The organism is Rhodococcus sp. UYP9, assembly GCF_040547235.1.
GTDB lineage: Bacteria > Actinomycetota > Actinomycetes > Mycobacteriales > Mycobacteriaceae > Rhodococcoides.
In genome coordinates, this window is record NZ_JBEPPH010000001.1 from 326,912 (window position 1) to 350,669 (window position 23,758).

The 23,758-nt window shown below is 64.4% G+C and carries 10 protein-coding genes; all 10 read right to left on the bottom strand.

Translation table 11 applies throughout. From position 1 onward, the window contains the following. Position 1: 1 nt before the first annotated feature. Complete coding sequence (locus tag ABIB36_RS01655; protein ID WP_354558963.1) at positions 2-895, bottom strand: siderophore-interacting protein; 894 nt, start codon at positions 893-895, stop codon at positions 2-4. Positions 896-930: 35 nt separating this feature from the next. Next, the gene (locus tag ABIB36_RS01660) at positions 931-2,781 is read right to left on the bottom strand and encodes a siderophore-interacting protein (RefSeq protein WP_354558964.1); all 1,851 of its coding nucleotides are present in this window, start codon (positions 2,779-2,781) and stop codon (positions 931-933) included. Between the two features lie 26 nt (positions 2,782-2,807). Then, complete coding sequence (locus tag ABIB36_RS01665; RefSeq protein ID WP_256895633.1) at positions 2,808-3,035, bottom strand: phosphopantetheine-binding protein; 228 nt, start codon at positions 3,033-3,035, stop codon at positions 2,808-2,810. A gap of 48 nt (positions 3,036-3,083) precedes the next feature. Continuing rightward, positions 3,084-4,085, bottom strand: a complete 1,002-nt coding sequence (locus ABIB36_RS01670; RefSeq protein WP_256895632.1) for an ABC transporter substrate-binding protein — start codon at positions 4,083-4,085, stop codon at positions 3,084-3,086. Positions 4,086-4,153: 68 nt separating this feature from the next. Then, the gene (locus tag ABIB36_RS01675; RefSeq protein ID WP_354558965.1) at positions 4,154-16,687 is read right to left on the bottom strand and encodes a non-ribosomal peptide synthetase; all 12,534 of its coding nucleotides are present in this window, start codon (positions 16,685-16,687) and stop codon (positions 4,154-4,156) included. A gap of 2 nt (positions 16,688-16,689) precedes the next feature. Next, positions 16,690-18,285, bottom strand: a complete 1,596-nt coding sequence (locus tag ABIB36_RS01680; RefSeq protein ID WP_256895631.1) for a (2,3-dihydroxybenzoyl)adenylate synthase — start codon at positions 18,283-18,285, stop codon at positions 16,690-16,692. Then, a complete protein-coding gene (locus ABIB36_RS01685) occupies positions 18,282-18,962 on the bottom strand; it encodes an isochorismatase family protein (protein WP_084347054.1) in 681 nt (226 codons plus the stop codon). The genes ABIB36_RS01680 and ABIB36_RS01685 overlap by 4 nt, the downstream gene beginning before the upstream one ends. Positions 18,963-18,996: 34 nt before the next feature. Beyond that, entirely contained in the window at positions 18,997-20,745 is a 1,749-nt protein-coding gene (locus ABIB36_RS01690) for an ABC transporter ATP-binding protein (protein WP_084347053.1), read from the bottom strand. Beyond that, positions 20,742-22,454 (bottom strand): ABC transporter ATP-binding protein, encoded by a 1,713-nt coding sequence (locus ABIB36_RS01695; protein WP_354558966.1) that lies wholly within the window; start codon positions 22,452-22,454, stop codon positions 20,742-20,744. Before ABIB36_RS01695 ends, ABIB36_RS01690 begins: the two co-directional genes overlap by 4 nt. After that, positions 22,451-23,746: a lysine N(6)-hydroxylase/L-ornithine N(5)-oxygenase family protein gene (locus ABIB36_RS01700; protein WP_354558967.1), complete on the bottom strand. Its 1,296-nt coding sequence runs from the start codon at positions 23,744-23,746 to the stop codon at positions 22,451-22,453. The genes ABIB36_RS01695 and ABIB36_RS01700 overlap by 4 nt, the downstream gene beginning before the upstream one ends. Positions 23,747-23,758 lie beyond the last annotated feature (12 nt).

Sequence of the window (23,758 nt, forward strand, 5' to 3'; positions counted from 1 at the left end):
CCTACAGCCCGACGCGCTCGAGCATCGCGTCGAATTCCTCGCTCGCCTCTTGTTCGGTGCGCCCGGCCTCGATGACGCTGTTGTAGAGCGCCAGTGCCTCGCTCTGGTATTTCTTGTACTTCTCGAGCCACTGTTCGGACCGCGCGCGCCAGTATCCGATGATGTGGAAGTGCGCGATGTCGAAACCTCGGTCCTTGCGGAAGTACTTGCGTACTACCCGCGAAGATGCGGCCTCACCTGCGAACCACACGTATCCGACGCCTTCGGGTAGTTCGTAGTCGCGTACGGCGTCGTCGAGAACGCTTGCGCAGTCACCGTTTCCGGAACCGATGCGCCAGTCGTAGGTGACGGATGCTGCCGTGTCGAAACTTTGGATGTCACCCCGCTCGAGAACCTCTACGACGGCGTGAGCTCTCACGCCGGCCGGAAGCTCCTCGATGATGCGTCCGAGCGCGGGGAGTCCGGTCATGTCGGCGACGAGGAGTTGCCACTGAACGTCGGCCGGAACGCGGTACCAGGATCGCGGACGGGCCAGCAGCACCCGTTGGCCGACGGTTGCCTGCAGCGCCCAGGTGGCTGCCACTCCCCCGTCGTGTGCGACGAAGTCGATGACCAGCTCGCCTGCGGCGCTGTTCAACCGCCGGACCGTGTAGTTACGACCGTCGGGGACGTCTTCGATTCCGTGGTACCACCAGACGCCGTCGACCTCGGTCATCGGCGGTGGGGCAGTTTCACCGTTGCGCGGGAAGTAGACAGCGACGCATTCGTCCGGTGCACCGATGCCCTCGTAACGGGCCAGGTGCTCTCCGCCGAACGTCACCCGCACCATGTGCGTGGTGAGTTGTTCCACGCCCACTACGTCGGCGTAGTAGAAGCCGAGTTCGCCTTCGCTCATTTCTTCGCCCTCGCTACGATGACCATTTTCGTAGGCTAGCCTACCCTGTGGCTTTCGTACAGGGGTGCCGCGAACTCCAACACCGTCGACCCCCACCCCAGTGACCCCACCCGTGCGGCTCCGCCGCCGGATTCGGCCACCAACGCGCACACCTCCGCTTCGGTACGACGCCCGGCGCCGTAGAGACACAGCCGCAGCAGGTCCTCCTCGGTATCGTGATCGTCCGTCGTCGACGGATCGAGTAGGTCGGTGATCAGCACGACTCGCGCGGCCGATGTCCCGAGGGTGCGCAACAGCAGCAGAGCGTCGGAGTCCGGATGCGTGTCGAGCACGTCGACAGCGATCACCAAGTCGACGGGTGCCGCCAAAGCTGCGAACTCACTGGCATCGATGCGGGTGATCGCGTCCCGACGCGTCTCCGCGACGTCACCGAGGTTCCTGGCGTTCAAGGCCGGAAGCCCGACCAGAGATATCGACAATTCCGGGCGCACACGTGCCAGCGTGTCGGCGTACACCCCGGCGCCTTCGCCGTAGATCGCCACGGAGGTCACGTCCACGAGGTCCACCGCATCCGGCAACGCCGGGGCGCGGTACACCGCTCCGAACGCGGACTCTTCGTGGAAGTCTTCGATGAAGCTCGGATCGGCTTTCTTGTCGAGGAAGCTGTGCGTGGTGGCGGGCAACCCCGTCCGGACCGATTCGAGCAATCCGAGGAACGCCAGATCGAGACGAGTGTGGATCTTGTCGAAGTGCAATGCCTGACTGGCGAAGGTGTCCTGATCGGCGAGGATGGATCCCATCTCGGTCAGGGTGAAGCGGCCGTCGTCGTTGCTCAACAGATCCATCAGCACGAGGTGTCGCAGCAGCTTCGCCGTCGCACCCGGATGCGTCGCGCATTCCGCTGCAATGGCATCCGCGGACTCTTTGCCGCCGTCGACGGCGGCAAAGATACCCACTGTCACCGCGGTACGAATAGCGAAAGGCGGCAGTAGTTCCGACATTTCGTGGAGTCGTTCGTCGGGACTCGGCTCACCTGCGGGATCGAGAACCGGTTGGCCCGCAGCCACCGCGGACGTCTCACGAAAACGCCAGTATCCGGTGATCTCGACGAACTGCTTCGGGATCTGCTTGTCCTGCTTGGCCCATCGGCGCAAAGGCTTGATGGTCGACGCCTCACCTGCGACCCAGAGATACGGCTGGCCTGGACGCCACTGCGCGGCCTGCACCGTGTCCACCATCCGCGACTGGCCGTCGTTCTCCGAGCGGTACAGCCAGGTGATGTCCACCGAAGCCGCAGAGAAAAGTTCCTGGCGGTGCGAAGGCTCGGCCACCTCGATCACCACCGTGGCCGGCAGATCTGCCGGCAGCTTCTCCAGGCAATGCGCGATGGCGGGCAGCGCGGTCTCGTCTCCGGCGATCAGCATCCAATCCACCTCACGCGGCAGCGACGACGAATGTTTGGGCCCGGCGATGAGGATCTTCTCCCCCGCCTGCACTCCGAATGCCCAGCCTGCTGCCAGCCCACCATCGTGCATCGCGAAGTCCAGTGCCATCTCACGGGTTTCCTCGTCGAAGCGGCGCACGGTGTACGTCCGGCTGTACTGGAACGAGCCCGCCGGCCAGTCGACTGTCCCGTTGTCGGAGTTGACCGGAACCGTGAACGGCAGGGTGCCGGTCGCTGGGTCGACGGGCAGAATCTTGACGTCGTCGTCGAAGCCTCTGGTACGTACCGGCGGAAGTTCGACACCGTCGCGAACGTGGCGATCCATCGAGGGACCCCCGACGATCACTCGCCGCATTCCCGGGGTGATGTCCTCTACCCGTAGAACGTCCAGTTCTCGTATGCAAATCGGAAAAACCTCGACCTCGCGAACAGTCGCCACCATCGAAAATCCCTCTCTCGTAGAAGTGTTCAGTACTCGCCGAGCGCGACGGCGATCCAATGCGCGACGGTCGGGTCGGCGGCAAGCGTCGGAAAGTCGATATCGGGCGCACCCGCGGACCGCCATCGTTCCACAAGCCCCATGATGCGGATCGAGTCCAACCCTTCGTCGAGCAGGTTGGTGTCCTCGCTGATCGAGCCGAGCGGCCGATCCAGGGCGGTGGCGATATCGCCGATGACGGTCTCACGGGTGAGCACAGTGTTCTTCCTTCGTTGTTCGGTGAACAGATTTCGGACCGGATAGCCCTATTCGGTGAACATCTCCTGGACCTGGTCCAGAGTTGCCATCACGCCGTCGTAGTCCGGACGGTAGCTGGTAGCAGGCAGTTCGTAGACCTTGTTGCCGGCGAATGCAGGCAGGCCGACGTACAGCGGATCCTGTTGGAGCTCTGCAAGAGTGCGTCCGGCGACCGGAACGACGAACATGGCCGGGGCACTGCCGACCGGCGCCAACAGCTCGTTGCTGATGATGAACGAGTCACCCGAGCCGTACAGTTCGGGGTTGTTCGCCTTGGTGATCACATCGTCCGGCTCGAAACCGACGGCCGAAAGCAGAGTGGGCAAGGTGGCGCTCTGTGGGATGAACGCGGGTTCGTTGGTGCTCAGCGACAGGAAGTACGACACGGGCGTCGCTGGAATGGTGATCGAGTCCTTCACCTCGGCGACCTTGTCTTCGTAGGCCTGCAGCAAACCGTCGACCTTCTCGCTCTCACCGGCTGCCTCGGCGACCGCGGTCAGCTGTTCCTGCCACGTTGCGAGCGAAGACGAAATCAATACCGTCGGTGCGATATTGCTGAGCTGATCGTAGGATTCGTTCGCCTGAACAGCGGAGATTCCCTGGCCGCCACCGATGATGAGGTCGGGTTCGGCTGCGGCGAGTGCCTCGATGTTCAGCGCTTCACCAGCAGGCAATTCTTGCGTGCCCTGCTTCTCGGCCTTTTCCGCCCACTGCGGTGGGAAGCCGCCGTCGAGATTCGTCACCCCGAGCAGCCTGGTATCGGTGATCGCGATGGGGGCATCGAGTGTGAACAGGTAGCCCGCGAGGCCTGCCGACAGCACGGCGATCTTCTGCGGCTCTGCGGGCACCGTGATATCACCCTTGTCGGTAGTGACCACTCGCGTCTCGGTACCCGAGGTGCCCTCGCTCGAACTGTCGGAGCTGCACGCAGCCAACCCTAGTGCGAGAAAAGCCACCGATGCGGTGGCAAATACGCGAAGGCCACGTCGTCGAAACTGTGAATCAGACACTGAAATAGATCCTTTCGAGATCATCGATCGTAACCGGCACGCGGTGTTCGCGGCCGGGCCTGACATCTTCATTCGCCTCGCCCTGTGTCGACGAGTTGCGCTAGCGCTGCAACCGATTGACGGGTGAGAAGTTCGTTGACATCCACCGCGATGCCGGTTCTTCGGGTGAGCATCGACACCAGCGCCATGGCCGCCAAGGAATCGCCGCCACTGTCGGCGAAGCCGTCGTCCGCACCGATCTCGTCGAGCCCGAGCACCGCGCAGAACACCTCGGCTACCGTTCGTTGACTGTCGGTGTGCAAGCTCTCACCGGCGTGTCGAACAGGAGGATCGGGGAGAGCACCGCGATCGAGCTTTCCGTTGACGGTCAGCGGTATCGACTCGATGTCCACGATCTGCGCGGGCACCAGATGTGCGGGAACCCGCTCACGGAGCATCTCCCGCAGATCGCGCTCCGACGGCGCACCGTCGGTGACCACGTATCCGATCAACCGTGCGCTCGAACCGTGCTGCCGCACGGTCGCAGCGGCTCTCGCCACGCCGGGTAGCGCTTCGAGTGCAGACTCGACCTCTCCCAGTTCGATTCGGATTCCGCGGATCTTGACCTGCCGGTCGGCTCGTCCGAGATACTCCAGTTTGCCGCCTTCGCGGTACCAGACCAGATCTCCGGTGCGGTACATCCGCTCACCCGACCCGACCGGGTCGGCCACGAACACCGCACTGCTCTGCCCGGCTCGGCCTCGGTATCCGCGCGCGATACCGTCTCCCGACATGTAGAGCTCGCCGACGGCACCCGGCGCGACCGGACGAAGACCCGAATCCAAGACCCGCGCAACAGCATTGCGCACCGGGGTTCCGAGGCATGGAGTCTCACTGTCGGCGACCGCCGAGCCCATGGCATTGATCGTGAACTCCGTCGGCCCGTACAGGTCGTAACCGTCGACCTCACGCTGATCACGCAGGCGCGTCCACAATTCCTGCGGGACTGCTTCACCGCCGAGCATGACCAGTGTCGGTGCTCGCTCACCGTCGAGCAGACCGGCTGCGATCAATTCCCTTGCATAGGACGGCGTCACGTTCACCACGTCGATTCCCACGCTGCGATAATGCTCGACCAACGTGACGGGGTTGGCTCGCGCATCCTCGTCGATGACGTGGACATGGTGGCCGGCAAGCATCCAGAACAGTTCCTCCCACGACATGTCGAAGGAGAACGACACCGTGTGCGCAATGCGTAGCTGCCTGCCCCCCACAATCTGTTCGGTGCGGGCGAAGATCTCGGCGCGATGGTTGTGATACATCGACGTCAACCCGCGGTGACCGATCTCGACGCCCTTGGGTGTACCCGTCGAGCCCGAGGTGTAGATGATGTAGGCGGACTGATCTCGATGACGTGGCCCACCAATCCGATCTGTCGACACCGGTTGCGCCGCAGCATGTCCGGAAAGAATGTCGCCGACTGCTGGATCCGCTAGATCCACGACGGCGATGTCCAGCCCTGTCACGACGTCGGCGGCCGCAGTTGCGGACGAGGTGACGATGGTCGTAGCCCCACTGTCGGAGAGGATCTCCCGCAGCCGAGAAGCCGGGCTCTGGCGATCGAGCGGGAGATACGCTGCGCCTGCACGCATCACGGCGAAGATTGCCACCACATGTTCGGTGGTTCGTGGGAGCAACAAGGCGACCACGTCACCGACCCCGACACCCGTCGCTGCGAGGTATCGCGCCATCGCGGTGACAGCGTCGTCGAACTCGCGGGCGCTCAGCGTCACGCTTCCGCAGGTCAAGGCGGGTGCATCGGGTGTCGCCGCAGCCCGCTCGGACAGCAATGCATCGATGCTGCCCTCACGCTCTCCCGGACCTGGAACCGCGACGCGATCGGCGATCAACGGCGTCCGTTCCAGTTCATCGAACGGGCGGCCGGTGTCGGCGACGGTCTGCGAATCGATCAGTGCCGCCAGCATCTCGGTCATGATTTCCAGCAACGATTCGGCAGTGCGATCGTCGATGAGATCCGGACGGCTTTCCATCGTCACTTCCATCGCGCCACTGCGACTTCGCGGATCGACGTCGACGGTCATCGCGTAGTGCGTGGCATCGTCGGCCTCGGCAGCAGTGATCCCCGCACGTTCGAACACCTCGACGCGGGCAGCGTCGCCGCCGATGTTCCGAAACACGAGCAGCGTGTCGAACAAGGTGGCGAACCCCGCCGCACGGCTGATCTCGCCCAACCCGAGATGCTGGTGTTCGATCAACCCGCCCTGCTCTGCGAGCATCTCCTTCAACAGTTCCGGCAGCAGCGCCGCAGGGCGCATCCGCACCCGGACGGGGACGGTGTTGAGCGTCGGACCCACCATGCGATCGATCGACGGCACTACCGGGTCGCGCCCGGACACGGTGGAGCCGAAGACAACATCGTCGCGTCCGGTGAAGCGTCGCAACGTCAGAGCCCACGCCAATGTCACCATGGTCGAGACGGTGACTCCGTGTGTTGCGGCAGCGGAGACGATTCCGGCACTCACGTCGGCATCGATCGCACGCGTGCGTCGATGCGGAAGTGCCATGCTCGCGCGATCGGGCGCAGGTGCCACCGACGTCGGCTCGGCGAGGTCGCCCAGGTATCGAGCCCACGCCTCGGTGGCACCGACGACGTCCCGGTCGGCCAGTCGGCGAAGATGATCGGTGAAGTCAGCCGGTGGATCGAGCACCCGCGCCAACCCCGACGCCATGTCCGGCTCCTCCGGGTACAGGCCTGCCGTCATGCGCGCCACCCCGTACAGCACGAACAGTTCGGTGAACATCACGCCCTGTGACCACGCATCGGTCAACAGATGGTGCTGAGTGACGATGAGTTCCTCGGAACCGCTCGGTGTCACGGCGATCAGCATCCGCATCAACGGCGCATGATCGAGGTCGAAGGCTCGCCCGAATTCGGCCGCGGCGATTGCGTCGAGTGTGGTGTCGGCGCTCGGTATGTCCGTGATGGATATCGTGCTGGGGCCGACTATCGCAACGGGCTCGGCGAAAGCGGTGTGGGTGAAGGCGGCGCCGAGGTTCGGATACCGGCGAAGCACTGCATTCGCGGCCGCACCGAGCGCACGTCGATCGATCGGCGCAGCGAAGGTGAACCGGTGCTGCACATGATAATTGTCGGTCGAGGTTCTGCCGCCGGTCACCGATTGGAAGTACATGCCCCGCTGCAGCGGTGTCAGCGGGAGCACCTGCTGCCACCCGGGATACGACGCGTTCAGCATCTCCTTGGCCTGCTCGTCCACCTCGACGAGCTCAGTCGAGAACCCCTCTGTCTCATGGGCTGAACCTGATTCCGTCCGGGACGCCCGGGCCGCAAGTTCGGTGAGAGTGCTCGCGTCGAAGACGTCTGCGACGGCGATGTCGACTCCGCGCTCGGCAGCGGCTGCAACGAACCGCACGGCGGCGATGCTGTCGCCGCCGAGTTCGAAGAAGCTCGACGCCGGATCGACCTCGATACCCAGAATCTCCCCGGCCGTCGCGAGTAGGTCGGCCGATACGGAAGTCTCCGACACTGTCTTTCCGGGTACTGCCGGAGGAGCTGCTATCTCGGGTTCGGGAAGCGCCGATCGATCGAGCTTTCCGTTCAGCGTTCGGGGAAGGTGGTCGATCACCGTGATCGTCTGCGGCACGAACTGATCGGGCAGCATGTCCGCGAGGTCCCCGCGCATCCGAGAGAGGTCGACGGCTGCATCTTCGGGTGTCGTCCCCAAGACGACGTAACCGAACAGGCGAGCAGTGCCGTCGGCGATCTCGACGACCTTGGCTGCTGCGTCACGAACACCGGGCAGTGTCCGCAGCGCCGTCTCGACCTCGCCGAGCTCGACTCGGAATCCGCGTACCTTGACCTGGTCATCGGTTCGCCGCAGGTATTCGGTGCGTCCTCCTCTTCGGCGCACGAGATCGCCTGTCCGGTAGAGACGTTCGTCGACTCGCTCCGGATCGGCGACGAATCGGGTTGCCGTGTGACCGGGCCGTCCGAGGTATCCCCTGGCCACCTGAGCTCCACCCAGATACAACTCGCCGCTCGCGCCCTCGGGAACCGGCCGCAACATATCGTCGAGAATGTGCGCTCGCACCCCGTCCCACGGGGACCCGATGCTGACGGGATTGCCACGTGTCATCTTGTCCGCAGTGGCCCATACTGTGACTTCGGTGGGCCCGTACACGTTCCACACCTCGGCGCAGGCGCCCGTCAGAGCATCGGCCAGCGCGGCCGGCACGGCTTCCCCACCGACGAGTGCACGCACTCGAGCAAGACCTGCACGGTCACCGGAATCGAGCAGCAACCGCCACAGCGACGGTGTTGCCTGCACCACGGTCACGCCGTAGTCCTCGATGATCGTCTCGAGCTTCGCCGGATCCACCACCGACGCCCGTGGCACGAGAACCACGGCCGCACCGATCGTCAACGGACACAGCAATTCCAGTACTGCGATATCGAACGACACGGTAGTCACCGCCGCGATCCGATCGGTGGGACGCACCCATCCCATGCCGGTTACCGCGGCGGCGAATACCGCCACGTTGGTGGTGGTGACCATGACGCCCTTGGGCTTTCCCGTCGTGCCCGAGGTGTGGATGATGTAGGCCAGCTGGTCGCTCGGTCCCGGGGGTGGCGGCAGTACGACATCTGCTGATGTATCAACCGTTCCCGCGTCGACCTGCGGTAGCTGCATCCACCGGATCGAGTCGGCCACGGCGGCAGTGGTGATGACACAGACCGGAGCTGCATCCTCGATCATGTACTGCAACCGCTCTCGCGGATAGTCGATGTCCAGCGGGAGGTATGCCGCACCGCATCGCAGCACTGCGAGCAGTGCGATGGGCAGATTCCAGTCTCGTTCGACGGCGATACCGACGACGCTGCCAGGGCCCACCCCCGTCGCGATCAATTCTCGTGCAAGCGAATCGACCTGTGCGCCTACGTGGCGGTAGTCGAAGACACGCCCGCCTGCCATGATCGCCACGTCCTCGGGTCTGGTGTGAACCTGGTCCACGAACCGCTGGATCACCGAACGCGGAGCAGTACTCCGGCTCGGCTCGTCCGAGAGCGGGAGGTCAGCACCGATCTGGATGATCGACGTATCCGGGCGATGAACCACAAGGTCGAGTACAGCGAGAATCTCGTCGAGTAGATACGCCGCGGTGGCCGCGTCGAACAGATCGGCGTCGGCACCGAGTCGGACGTCGGTGTACGGTCCGCGTTCGCGTAGCCACACCACGACGTCCATCCGGGCGGGTGGATCGATCGGATCGACCGGTCTCGCTTCGACGTCGCCCAACCGAACCGGTTCGCCACCGATCTCGTGTCCGACGAAGCTCTGGAACAGCGGATGGCGTCCGTTCGCACGTGCGGGCGCTACCGCATCGACGACGCGATCGAACGGAACCTGCTGGTAGGACAGCGCATTCACCCCTACCGTGCGCACTCGGTCGAGGACCTGAGCGAGGGTGGGGTTGCCCGACAGGTCGATCCGATGAACGACGGTGTTGACCAGGTATCCGACCGTGTCCCGGTACCTGCCGTCGTCGAACAGTTCTCGCTCCGACACCGTCGTGCCGAGCGCGATGTCCTCTCCTGCGCCGAACCGCTGCCACGCCAACGCCACCGCAGCTTCCATCAACATCAGCGGGCTGACGCCGTGGCGGACGGCGGCAGCGCGAACGGCCGTAGCCATTTTTTCGGTCAATTCTCGAGTCGAGAACACCGAGGTGTGCGTGGGATGTCGTGGGCGAGGCCGGTCCATCGGCAGTTCCAACTCGACCGGCAGCGAGGCGAGGTGCGATCTCCAGTACTGCAACGCCTCCTGCGCTTGTTTCGAATTCTTCCGGGCGCGATCGGCTGTTGCGAACTCCGCGAAATCAGGAGCTTGCCCGGCCGGCAGCACAGCCGTGCCGTCCAGGTGACCGTGATAGGCCGTGGCCAGGGCGTCGAGAATCAGCGACACCGAGGCGCCGTCGACGGCGATGTGGTGAATCACGATCACCAGCGCTGCCCAGTCGGTTCCAGTGAGATGAACAGCTCGCACCGGTGCGGCGTTTTCGATGTCGAATACTGCTGCGTTGCCGGTCAGTTCATTTCGGACGGCGTCGGTGAGCGAAAGGGCACTCTCACGCGTCAGCACTGCGGGTATCGCGTCCTCGGCGAGGACCAGTACCGAGGGCTCGCCGTTCTCGGCGGGCGGGTAGCAGGTGCGCAGGATCGGGTAGTGGGCAAGCACGTCTCGCCACGCGGCGCCGAGGGCACCGAGGTCCACCGGACCCGACAGTTCCAGCACCACCGGTACATCGTGCGTGTGGGAGGAGGGCTCGAGGCGCTGCAGAATCCACAGTCGCTCCTGTGCGGACGAGAGCACCGGCACGTCGCTGCTTTGCCCGGCAGGCGGGACGAGGTCGACGGAGACCGTGCGCGAGAGCGACGCCAGCGCGCGTGGGGTGCGCGCACCGAAGATGTCCGCAACAGTCACCACGATCCCGCGTTTACGCAGGCCACTGACTGCCCGCATCGCTGCCAGCGAATGGCCGCCATGCTCGAAGAAGTCGTCCTCGGGCTGCAACGGGGCATCGAGGACCTCGGCCAACACCGCGGTGACGGTCTGAACCGCGGAAGGACTTCCCGCTGGAACACGCACGGCTGCAGGGATCTCCGTAGGTAAGGAGGTCAGCCTGTTCACGGACGAAGGCACGAGATCGGCTGCGCGAGAGTCGAGACCGACCAGCATAGCCTCGATGACGTTCGGTAGCGCCGCCGCTACGGCCGAAGCAGTAGCCGATTCGAGCGCCGTTGGGTCGTGATCGACCACGAGCCGGAAGCTCTCGCCCGGAGGCGCGAGCAGCGACAACGGGAATTGGGTCAGACTCAGATTGCCCACTGCGGTGATGTGCGTGCCGTCGGGATCGGTGTCGACCGTCCCTCCGCCGAAGAGTGCAGGGTAGTTCTCGAACACCACGAGTGTGTCGAAAAGAGCAGTGCCACTCGGTACGTCGCTGCACGCGGCGATGTCCGGCGATGGCAGGTGCTCGGCATCACCGAGGTCGTATTGCTCGTTCTGACTCTCCCGGAGCACCTGCGCAAGCGGGCGATCGTCCAACCGCATCCGGACCGGAACCGTCGTACTGAACAGCCCGACCATCTCTTCCACCCGCGCCAGGTCCGCGGGGCGTCCGGATACCGTGGTGCCGAAAACTACGTCCTCGCGGCCGACGAGCGAACACAGCACTGCGCTCCACGCACCCTGAACGAACGTGTTGACCGTCAACCCGTTCTCGCGGGCCACGACTGCAATTCGGTCGCCCAACGATGGAGACAGTGTCACCTCGGTGGTTACGGCGTGTTCGCCGGTGCTCTCTCCTCGCGCCACCAACGTCGGCTCCGACAGCCCGGACAACCTGAGCTCCCACGCTGCACGCATTGCTTTGCGATCGCGCCTGGAGAGCCACCTGATGAACTCGGCGTAATCCGCGGCCGGAGGTAGCGACCGACTTCCATGGTTGTAGTGATGCACCAACTCGCGCAGGACGATCGGAGTGGACCACCCATCGGTGACCAGGTGGTGTGCGTTGAGGATCAGTTGGGTCCGCTCCCCCGGCAACGCGAGCACGTGTGCTGCCAGGAGCGGTCCGGTGCGCACGTCGAAGACGCGTCCGGAAGCCTGTTGCTGTGCCGACATTGCGGCCGACGCCGCGGTCTCCGATGGCAGCAGACGCAGATCGGTACTTCGCCAGGCGATGTCGATCGTGCGCGGCACGGCCTGCACCGGAGTGTCGAGGGTGTCGAAGTGGAAGCCCGCTGCGAGGTTGGAGTGCCGGGCCACGACGCTTGCGAACGCACGCCGTAGCCTCTCGACGTCTAGGTCGCCTGCGAGGTCGACCACTGCAGTGAGCGTGTAGACGTCGTGATCGGCATAGCGTGTGGAATGAGCGAGCAACCCCTCTTGCAACGGGGAGAGCGCCATCACTCGCTCCAGCGGACCGGTCAGCAGTTCGAGCTCTCGAATCTGTCGCTGAGTGATCGCGACATCGGGGCAGTCGACTGCACTGAGCCCGCCGGGCGACAACGCTGCATGCGCGGCAAGAGCGGCGAGTGCCCCGTCGAAGCATTCTTGGAGCGAGGTCACACTCGCGGCGTCCAGCACTTCGCTCGCCGCGGTCCATTCGAACTCGAGATACATCCCCGCCGGGCCGTCGCGAAGGAAAACGTTGAGCGCCAACGCCTCCGAGAGCACCCGCAGCGGTGGCTCGACGACCCCGAATGCATCCGAGGACACGCTCCGCCATCCCTGGCCCGCCATCGAGGTCGACTTACCGAGGTAATTCAGCACGATCTGTGGTGACGGTAGGGCCGAGAGTGCCGTGCCCGCGTCGTCGAGGAATCGTAGGACCCCGTAACCGATGCCGTTGTCCCGGCTGCGCTGTCGTCGCGCTTTGATCTCGTGAAGGAGATCGGCCACGACGCCGCTTCCAGCCTGCGCCGCTTCCAGCACCTTCTTCTCCGCGAGAAGCGATACCGGCGCCGACACCGGGTATTCGGTGGTGAACCATCCCACGGTCGAACCCGGACCGGCCGAGGTGCGTTCGTCCGCATCGCGGCCGTGGCCCTCCATCATGACGGGGAAGTCCGCCAGTGCGCGGCCGCAGTGGGCGCGCACCGCGATCGTCAACGCAACGAGCAGCATCTCGTCCGGGCGCATTCGGTACTTGCTGCACAGGTCGTCGAGGACGGCATCGGTGATGGCCGGGGATGCCGAGGTCCGCGTGATCGACGCACTCGCGTGGGTGTCGATGCCGCCGCGAAGCGTTCCGTGGGCAAACGGTTCGTTGCCGCTACCCAGCACGGTGTGCCAATGATCGAGCTCGTCGAGGTACCGGTGCACAGTGCCGCGAGCAGCCAGATCCAGTGCGCGGTGCCGCCAGGAGGTGCCGGTGCGGGGAGCCAGGCCATGCCCACGGCACGCCGAGATGAAATCGGTCAGTAGGACGGGCCACGACACCGCGTCCACGGCGAAGTGATGCACGACGGTCAGCACCACATCCGGTCCGTCGGAGACCCTGATCACGGCCGACTGCATAAGGTTTCCGCGCTCGAGCGACAACGAATCCGCCGAGATACGGGCGTAGTTCGCGAGTGTCTCCTCGACTTCGCGGCGAGTGCGGGGACCGTACTCGGCCACCTCGACCTCTGCGCCCGATGCGCTCTCGGTAATCTCCACGCCGGCGGGATCCCGGACGATCATGCGCAGGGCAGGGTGGTGCTCGAGCACAGCCAGTCCTGCCTCGCGCAGGGTAGCGAGATCGAGCGCGTCGTCCACCTCGACAGCGGTCCATTGGGCGTACGCCGCAACTGTTTCGATCGGGTTGTGGCCGAGAACGTTGCGCATGATCGGCGTAGCCGGGGCCGGTCCGAACTCGATGTCCTCGACCGACGCGTCGACATCGGCGACAAGGGTCCTGCTCGTCTCGGCGAGAGTCACCAGATCACGACCGGACAGCATCTCCTTGGGAGTGAGCACGATTCCGTGACTACGCAGACGAGAGCTGATGCTGATAGCGGCGATGCTGTCGCCACCGAGCGTGAACAGGTCGGCATCGAGAGCAACCTCGTCCAGATCGAGGACCTCGGCGAGCACCGAGCACAACGCATATTCGGCGGCGGTACTCGGAGTTCGTGAGGTCGGTGTCCCGATCCGCCGTGGATCGGGAAGCTTCGCCCGATCGACCTTGCCGTTGACCGTCACCGGCAGTCGGTCGAGGACTGTCACCACCGACGGCACCATGTGCTCCGGAATTCGGGTGAGCAGATCGCGTCGAACCTGGTCGCCGGTCAGATAGGCGGCGCCGCTGTCGGCAACGACGTAGCCGAGCAGTTTTGCCGCCGAACCGGTTCCGGTGACGACGGCCACCGCGGAGCCGACACCGACGGTGTGCACCAATGCCGCTTCCACCTCACCGAGTTCGACGCGATATCCACGAATCTTGACCTGATCGTCTGCTCTACCGAAGTATTCGTATCCGCTCTCGGAGTGCCATCGAGCAAGGTCACCGGTGCGGTACATGCGCTCACCGGTGATACCGAACGGGTTTGCCACGAAGCGATCCGCGGTGGCGTCGGGTTGATCGAGATACCCGCGCGCGAGTTGCGGGCCTGCGAGATAGAGCTCACCCGTCTCGCCTTCCAGAACGGGCCGGAGCGCGGTGTCCAGCAGGTATGCCGCGGTCCCTTCCAGTGGCCGACCGATACGCACTGTCGGCCCGTCGACCTGGGCGCCGATCGCATCGACGGTGGCCTCCGTCGGTCCGTACATGTTGTAGACCTGCGCCGCGCGCGAGACGAGCCGTCCGGCAAGGCTCGACGGCAGTGCCTCACCGCCTACAACTATCGTTCCGAGCGGTGCGAGTCCTGTATCGACGAGGAACGCTGCCATCGACGGCGTCGTGTCGATCACATCGATACCGTCCGCCGCGAACAGCTCGACCTGTTGCTCCGCATCGCGCTGCACTTCACTGTCGTACAGGTGGATTCGGTGCCCGTCCAGAATCCACAGCAGCGGATCCAAGGAAGCATCGAAGGCGAACGAGGTGGTGTGCGCAACGCGAAGGCGTCGACCTCCGGCCCGGAGAGTCGCATCGGCGTACAGCGTGTGACGGTGACGCTGGACCAGATTCCTCAGCCCGCCCGTGCGGACCATGACGCCCTTCGGCGTTCCGGTCGAACCCGAGGTGAACAACACGTAGGCGAGGTCCTCGGGGTGTCGTGCAGTCGCGAGCTCATGCGAGCCCAGACGATCACCGCGCAGAGACTCCAGCTCACGCACTGTCCGATCGAGGCCCAGTTGCACCACCTCGCAATCGATCTCGGTCACCGACGCGTCTCGTTCGCAGATCAGCAGGGACGGCTTCGAACGCGCGGCCAGATCGTTCAACCGCTCGGTGGGATATGCGGGGTCGAGAACGACGTATCCCGCGCCCGCCTCCCAGACCGCGAACATCGCCGCCACCAGATCCGAGGATCGAGCAAGCGCCAGCGCGACGACGTCGCCCGCACCCACGCCGCGGTCACGGATCAGACGCGCGATCCGGTAGACGCGATCCGCCAGTTCGGCTGCGGTGGTGACTGAGTCGGATTCGGCCAGCACCACGGTGTCCGGCCGGGCGGCAACCATTGCCGCGAACATATCGGGTATGAACCCCTGATCGGACTGTGTGGATACTGCGACTGGGGCCCATGCCGGATCGATTCCCCCGCAGCGTAAGTCCACCTGGCCGAGCTGGGGGCTCGTGGGCGAGCACAGCGCCGACAGCAGGGCGGACAACCCGTCGACTCGAGCTCGCACGCGAGCCTCGGGCACCTCATCTGCGTCCACTTCGAATCCCAGCAACATCCGGCCACCCTCGATCGGGGTAGCGGTGAGACCGAACTCCTCGGGCGGCCCGCCCGCGACATTGCGCAGCGTCCCGACCGCACCGGCGAAGTTCAGCTCGAAGTCGAACGCTTTGAGATTGATTCCGACGCCGTGCAAAATCGCGCCTGCGTCGGGAGCGGCGAGGTCTCGAACGAGATCCTCTCCGCGGTATCGCTGGTGCTCGCGAAGTTCCCGTAGTGCGGTCGCCACCGACGTCGCCAACGCGGAGATGTCGCTGACGAGGTCGACCGAAACCCGCAGTGGCAGCACGTTGACGGCCATCGAGGGGGTGGTCAGCGCGGCCCGAGTGGTACGCACCATCATCGGAAACGCGACCACGACATCCGATGTGCCGAGCAGACGGGCCACGAAACCGGTGTAGGCGCCGATCAGCACGTCCGCCCACGTGCAACCACAGTCGTCAGCGATCGCCTTGATTCTGTCCATGGCGTCGCGGCCGACGATGGTGGTGGCCGAATGGGTTCGCCCGCTAGGGCCGTCATCGGAGCCGGCGCGTCGGAGGTCTTCCGGAAGTGGTTCGAGTCTGCGCGACCAGTAGAGACGATCGGTCTCGAACTCCGAGGATCGACGATAGCGCGCGTCCTCGTCCACCACATCGCTGAACGATCCGAACGCATTGGGGCGCAGCGCTGTACCCGCAACAGCAGCGGTGTACCGTGCAGCCAGCCGACGCGAGATCATTGCCGCCGAGTAGCCGTCGACGATCAGGTGGTGGTAGAGCTGGACACACCACACTTCGGTAGCCGACAAGCGCAGCAGGGTGTAGGCGAAGAGTCGACGATCGACCATGCTGCGGCACTCCGCCGCCGCGTGCGCTCTGCAGTGCAGGACGCGGTCCGCCGCACTCGCCCGCGGGTCCGCTTCGTCGGTCAGGTCGATGATCGGTACCGACTCCGCACCTGCATCGGCTATCCACTGCCGAGGTCCGTCCTCGGTCTCGACGAAACGTAGTCGCATCGTTTCCGCTTCGTGGACGGTCGCGTCGATGGCCTCGACGAGAGTGACAACATCGATCGCAATCTCGTTCGCTGTCCCGTCGATCTCGAGCACTTCACCGACGAGGTAATACGGCGACTCCGGTTCGAGGCGTTGGGCATTCCAGATTCCCACTTGAGCGCCGGTCAACGGTAGCAACGTAGTTTCGGTCATCTTCACTGTCTTTTCTTGTCGATTTTGCCGACAGAGGTCTTCGGAAGTTCGGTCACGAACTCGAAGCGGTCCGGCACGGTGTACGCCGCGACTTTGCGCTCGGTGCGGAGGAACTTCCGGAGCAGACTTGCGGTCGGTGAGTCCGATTCGGGGTTGCGGCGGATGACGTAGGCACAGATCTTCTCTCCCAGAACATCATCGGGGAATCCCATCACCGAGACGTCGTGAATTTCTTCGTGGGCCAGCAGATGGTTCTCCACCATCGCCGGAGCGACCTTCTCGCCGCCGCGGTTGATCTGATCCTTGGTTCGCCCGACCACTCGCAGGTATCCCCGACTGTCGCGGGTCACGATGTCGCCGGTGCGGTAGAAGCCGTCCGCGGTGAACGAGGTGCTGTTGTGTTCGGGCGCCCGGTAATAGCCCCGAATCGTGTAGGGCCCGCGCGTGTACAGGTTGCCCGGTTCACCGTCGGCCACGGCGCGACCCTCGTCGTCGACGACGCGTACTTCGTCATCGGGCGAAATGGGGCGACCGACCGTGGTGCACACTGTCTCCTCGTCGTCGCCCAGTCGGGTGTAGTTGACCAGTCCTTCGGCCATACCGAAAACCTGCGTCAACGCGCAGCCGAGTTCGGGGGTGACTCTGCGGGCGACCTCGTCCGACAGTGTGGCGCCGCCGACCCACAGGCCGATCAAGGACGAAATATCGCTACCACCGAGCAACGACGAGTTCAGCCAGGCGACAAGCAGCGGTGGCACAAGGGCCACATGTGTCACCGAATAACGCTCTACGAGAGCGAAGCAGGTGTCCGGGCTGGGATCGGGCGCCATGACCACACATCCGCCGACCGCCAGGATTCCCAGCAGACCGGGCGAACTCATCGTGAAATTGTGTGAAACAGGCAGCGCCGCAAGCATCACCGAGGATGGTCGAAGATGACAGATTCGGGCACTCTCGCGAACGGAGTACAGGTAGTCCTCGTGTGTGCGGGGAATGAGTTTGGGGGTTCCGGTCGTGCCACCGGACAGCTGAAGAAACGCGATATCGGATGCGAGGGAACGATTCTGCCGCGGCAGCGGTGAGCCGCCGGCCCACTCGGCGTCACCGTGGGGCACCACCACCGTGATCAGATCGGGGAAGGCCGCACCGATCTCTGCCGCGATGGCACCGAAGTCGGTCATGCCGAAACGATCGACGCAGACGTATCCGGCCGCGGTCGTCGCAGCACAGAACTGAGCGATGTCCCCGGCACGATGGGCGGCCAGCGCGAACACCGGCAGTGCGCCCAGTTCGAAGAGCGCGAAGACCACCTCGACGTACTCTGTCGCATTCGGCATGTGCACGATCACTCGGTCGCCGCGACCAATCCCACGTGCATCGAGTTCGGCCGCGACCACTGCCACGCGGTGCCCCAACTCCGTGTACGTCAGGCTGCGCGAATCATCGACCACCGCAACGCGAGTGGAATGTGCTGCGACACTGAGCGACAACAGGTCCGAGTGAGTCCGATCGATCCAGTACCCCTTGCTGCGGTACTCGGCAGCGAGATCGTCCGGATAGCCGACGACGCCGTCGAGCAGCAGCGGCTCGACGGTCAACTTCTCGCCCCAGCCCCAGCCGCAGCCGCAGAGGCAGCGGGCGCGTGGCGAAGTGATTCGGTGACCGCGTCGGTGGTGACGACCGCACCGCATCGTTTGGCCGCATAGGTCGCTGCCATGAGGTGCTCGTCGCGGGAGAAGTCCGCGGTCGCGTCGAGGACGAGGAACGGGCACACATCGGACATGAAGGCCTCGGCCGCGCTGAGCATGCACCCCATGTGCGCGTAGACGCCGGTGATGATGAGTTGATCTCGCCCATGATGACCGAGCAGTTCACGCAGATCGGTCCGCTGAAACGCCGAGTACCGCCACTTGGTGACCTCGATGTCACCGCGCTGCGGTCGCAGTGCCTCGATGACCTCGGTATCGCGACCGGACCCCAGACCCGGGCCCCAGAAGTCCGCCAGAATCCCCCGACGGGAGGGGTGTTGGTCACCTGGTTGCATCGTGAACACCACGGGGATATCCAGCTCCGTGGCCAACGTCCGAATTGCGGCGATGTTCTCGGTCACCGAGGTGATCAATTCGGGGGCGTCACGGTACGCGTCGATGAAGTAGTTCTGCATGTCGTGGACGAGGAGTGCTGCCCTGCTCGGGTCGAGCTCCCAGTCGACCGCGTTGGCTGGAATCTCCTCGCGGGTGGGCATCGTGTAGCTCGCAATTCGCGGTATCGCCATTTTTGGTTCCTCTCGCTCGGTTTCGTTTCTCCGGTCAGCGGTGACGGCTCCAGGCCGCCCACAGTTCCGCATACCGGCCTGCCCGCTGGAGCAGATACTCGTGTGTCCCCGTCTCGACGATCTTCCCTTTGTCCATCAACATGATTCGGTTTGCGCGACGGGCCTGGCTCAAGCGGTGCGCGACGATCAGCGCACTGCGGCCCTCGATCGCGGCCTCTGCAGATCGTTCCAACAGCGACGCGCCGGCACTACCTGCATCCGCGGTCGCTTCGTCGAGAATGACGACCGGAGGATCGAGAAGCACCACTCGTGCGAGGGCGAGCTGTTGAGCCTGCATCGGTGTCAACCGATGCCCGCCGTCTCCCACTCGGGTATCGAGGCCGTCGGGTAGCAGGTCGAACCAGTCACCTGCGAGAACCTTTCCGAGCGCCGACTCCATCGCCGCGTCGTCAGCGTTCGGATCCGCCAGCGCCAGATCTTCGCGCAGCGTCCCGGTGAAGACGTGTACCTCTTGCGAGACGAGCACGATCCGTTGCGCTCGTTGCACTTCGGGTGCATCGAGCAAGGAGACCGAGCCGAAGCTCACCCGCCCGCTATCGGGTGAGAACACCCCGGCCAGCAAAGCCGCAAGAGTGCTCTTACCTGCCCCGGACGAACCCACGAGCGCTACGGTCTCGCCGATCGCGATGCTGATGTCGACTTCGTCCAACACCGGGGACGACGCCGAGTAACCGAAGCTCATGTGCCTGGCCTCGAGTACCCCGGTGGCCGGCAACGCGATCGACTCTTCTCGCGACGCGAGAACTGCATCACCGAGGTCGATGACCCCGACGATGCGAGCCAGCGATGCAAGGGCCGATTGCAATTCGTCGATGACGAGCAGGAGTGCATCGATCGGATCGAACAATCGAAGGAAGAGCAGCATTGCCGTCGTCGTCGCGCCGACCGTCAACGCATCGGCGCCGACGAGAAAGTATCCGATGACCAGCAGGGCTGCCATCGCGACGAACTGAGCCGTGTTGAGCCGTCCGTAGAACCGGTTCTGGACGATGCGCGCTCGCATCGTCCAGCGGACGACCTCCCACGAGTGAAACCCGATGCGGCTCGACAGTTTCGGTGCCAGATCGAATTCGTGCACCGTCCTGAGCCCGCGGATGGACCCGAGTACCTGTTGTGCACGCAAGCCCATCGCGGCCCGCTCGGCGGCGTAGATCCCCGGCGCATGTCGCAGATACCACCGCACTGCCAGGACATAGATCGGGACTACCAGCACCAGCGCACCGAGGAATCGCCAATCCAACGCCGTCAAACCGACGGCGGTCAGGATCACCGTGAACAGCGAAGTCGACAGGGCGGGAACGACGTTCTCGATTGCCGACGAGACCTCGTCGACGTCGTCGGTAGCGCGGGAAAGGAGATCTCCGCTTCCGGCTCGTTCGACCCGTTCGATCGGTAGCGACAGACTGGTGGCGAACATCCGCTCACGCAATCGAGCAAGTGCCGTTTCGAACAACCGCGAAGACAATACGACCCCGAGGGCGGTGAAGCCGGCAAATCCCAATGCTGCACACACCATCACGATGCCGAGCATCCAGATTCGATCGGAGGCGCCCTCGTCGATGACGACGTCGACCATTCGTCCGAGAGCCCACGGCGCAACGAGCCCAAGAGCGGCACCGATGACCATGGTTGCCACGACGGCGACCAGAGGTCCACCCTGTCCGGCCAGCGAACGCCGCACCTCGGCGCGGACGGCGCGCGCGTCCGCTATCGGTAGCTTCACTTGTACTCCAACACTTTCGAGGGGCCGGTGGACACGGTCTCGACCGTCAACACCCGCGAGGCCGCAGCCAACAGAGCAGGCGCCGAGGTGAACACGATGGTGGTGCGACCGCTTCGCTCCCGAACGATGCGTTCTGCCACCACCGCTTCGGTGACCGAATCGACCGCGGTCGTCGGATCGAGAAGAACCAGCACTGCCGGATCTGCAGCCAACGCCCGTGCAAGGCAGACACGTTGACGCTGGCCACCGGACAACAGCCGACCTGCCTCGCCGACGTCGGTGTCGAGTCCGTCGGGTAGGGCCAAGGCGACGTCGTCGCAGGCGGCAGCGAACACTGCCCGTGTCACTGCTTCGTCGGTGACCAGACCTGCGGCCTCGATGTTGTCGAGGACCGTCCCCTCGAACAGGTCGCTGTGGTGCGGAGCAACCAGCAGGGTCTTCCTGCGCTCTGATCGCTGCAGCTCGTCGACGTCGATTCCGCCGACGGCGACCGAACCTGCTTCGGGTCGGGCGAGTCCGCCGAGTACCGCAGCAAGCGCGGCCGTGGTGACCGGGTCGGCCTGCACGGCAACGAACTCTCCCTCCGGCACTCGCCAATTCACCGCGCGTGCACCGCCGCATTCGGTACCGACGAAGTTCACCTCGAAACCGGCTGCAACCCCGCGGTTGGCCGGATGCTTGCTCGCGTACTCGGCATCGAGAACGCTCGCTACTCGTTCCGCCGAGGCAAGAGCCCCAGCCCAGATGGTGCCGAAATTGGATGCGAAGGCCTGCAGCGGGCCCAGGACGAACTGCGTCACTGCGACCACGGTGATGAGCTGACCGACTGTCATCGCACCACCGACCGCCATCAGACCTGCCGTGACTGCAACGCCTGCGATGAACAACCCGGACACTGTCTCCATCGAACCGAGGTAGCCGGCCCGAGCGACGTTCGCCTTCAACGTTCCCTGCAGGGCACGCTCGCTGGCCGCCTGGTAACGCCGACCTGCGGCGTGCTCTGCACCGATCCCCTTGATGATCCGGAATCCTCCGACCAGGTCGGAGGCAGTCCCGGCAGCCTCACCGGCGACCTGTTGCTGCTGAACACTTCTGCGGCGCAGTGGTGACCCGGCCCTGTCCATCAGCCACAGCATCAGCGGCGTCGCGACGAGGATGGCCAACCCCAGCGGCCAGGAAATATACAGCAGAATCGCTGCCGCTAAGAGGACGGCTGCGAACTCGCCGAGGGGGTAGATGACGATTGCGACCGACGTTGCCAGGGCACGCGCGTCGGAGGTGGCGATACTCAGCAACATTCCGGGTTGACGTGCAGGTCCGGCCATGCCGCGTGCGTCGAGGATACGGTCGGTGATCTTCGTACGCACCTGATGCGCAATGGAATTCATGCCGAGGAATCCGATGCGTCCACCGAATCGGAAGGTGAACGACACGAAGGCATAGTCGAGCGCCAGTACCGCGATCCACAGGACCATCTGCCGAGGGTCACGCGCGCTGATCGCGCGGTCGATCGCCAGTCCCATGATGACGGGTACCAGTGCAGCGCAGAGCTGATGGACGATCATCAGCACCCCTGCCGGGATCGTGTACTTCTTCGCCGCGAACATGATTCGTAGCGTCAGCTGACGTGGCGCCGTCGATGACGTGATCGAGATGTCGGTGGTCGGAAGCGGTGTGGCAGGCGCGTCGAAGAGGATCGGCAGTTTCATCGCGTCAGCACGGCGTCGAGCATGGCTCTGGAAGCGAGTGAGTCCACGAGTTCTCCGGATCGCACCGCGATGTTCGACAGCAACGAAGAGGTCAGCCCGTGCGAGTGCTCTGTTCCGCCCTGGAGGTAGATCCCGCCGGTGACGTTCTCCGCGGTGCGCAGTCGATAGTCGCGATGGACCTCGGGAGTTCCGTCCGCGGCGAATCTGCAGTCTTGCGCAAGCGGCCCCAGGATGGCACGCAGATCCAGCGGTTGAAAGCCGGTCGCGAAAATCACTGCGTCACAAAGCAATGTGTTCTTGCGGCCCGTCGGTCGATGATGCACCGATACCTCTACCCCGGCCCCGGTCTCGCGTGGCGTCGACACTTCGGATGCACCGTGCACGAACAGCCTGCGATCGCCGGATACTCGTTCCCCGTACTCACGCTCGTAAAGTTCCTCGATCAACGGCAGATCGACGGCGGAGTAGTTGGTGCTGCGGTGGTAGGCGATCAATTGTTCGCGAAGCTGCGGGGAGGAAGTATAGAAGTCGTCGACGGCTTCCGGATCGAAAACGCGGTTGGCGTAGGGACTGTCGTCGGCGGGGCTGTACCCGTACTTGCCGAACACCGCGTGGACCTCCGCGCCGGGGTACCGCTCGTGGAGGTGCGCGAGCACCTCGGCGGCGCTCTGGCCTGCACCGACCACGACGAATCGCTGATGACGTATCGCTGGCAATCCCTCGAGATGATCGAGTACCCGGTGATTGTGGAAAACGCGTTCCCCCGTCACGACGCCCGCGGGGAGTTTCGGGGTGAGCCCGCCTGCAAGGACGACGTCGCGCGAACGCAGCGTGCGGCTCTCCCCTTCGGATGTGTCGACGGTGACCTCGAAATGCTCACCCGTCCATGCAACTCCGGTGGCCGACGAGCCGTACAGCACGTCGGCGGCTACTTTGTCCGCCGCCCAGGTCAGGTAGTCGTGGAACTCCAGTCGGGAGGGAAAGAACGTCTGCAGGTTGATGAAATGGGTCAAACGACCACGCTGCGAGAGGTATTCGAGAAACGTGTACTCACTACCGGTGTTGCGCTGCGTCGCCAGATCCTTCAGAAACGAGATCTGCATGGTCGCGCCGGGCAGCAGCATGCCGGGATGCCAGGTGAAACCGGGTTGTCTCTCCACGAACATCGAGGTGAGGCGGTCACCTGCGGGCACCCGCGCGTTACGTTCCTCCAGCGCTATCGCAAGTCCCAAGTTGGACGGTCCATAGCCGACTCCGAGGATGTCTACTACGTCGGGAAGGGTGTTCGCCATGTGGTTCCAGTC

Bases quoted from the DNA above. Each gene is read 5' to 3' on its own strand.
- ABIB36_RS01695 (WP_354558966.1), bottom strand. From the start codon at position 22,454: ATGAAACTGCCGATCCTCTTCGACGCGCCTGCCACACCGCTTCCGACC.
- ABIB36_RS01675 (WP_354558965.1), bottom strand. From the start codon at position 16,687: ATGACCGAAACTACGTTGCTACCGTTGACCGGCGCTCAAGTGGGAATC.
- ABIB36_RS01700 (WP_354558967.1), bottom strand. From the start codon at position 23,746: ATGGCGAACACCCTTCCCGACGTAGTAGACATCCTCGGAGTCGGCTAT.
- ABIB36_RS01685 (WP_084347054.1), bottom strand. From the start codon at position 18,962: ATGGCGATACCGCGAATTGCGAGCTACACGATGCCCACCCGCGAGGAG.
- ABIB36_RS01655 (WP_354558963.1), bottom strand. From the start codon at position 895: ATGAGCGAAGGCGAACTCGGCTTCTACTACGCCGACGTAGTGGGCGTG.
- ABIB36_RS01660 (WP_354558964.1), bottom strand. From the start codon at position 2,781: ATGGTGGCGACTGTTCGCGAGGTCGAGGTTTTTCCGATTTGCATACGA.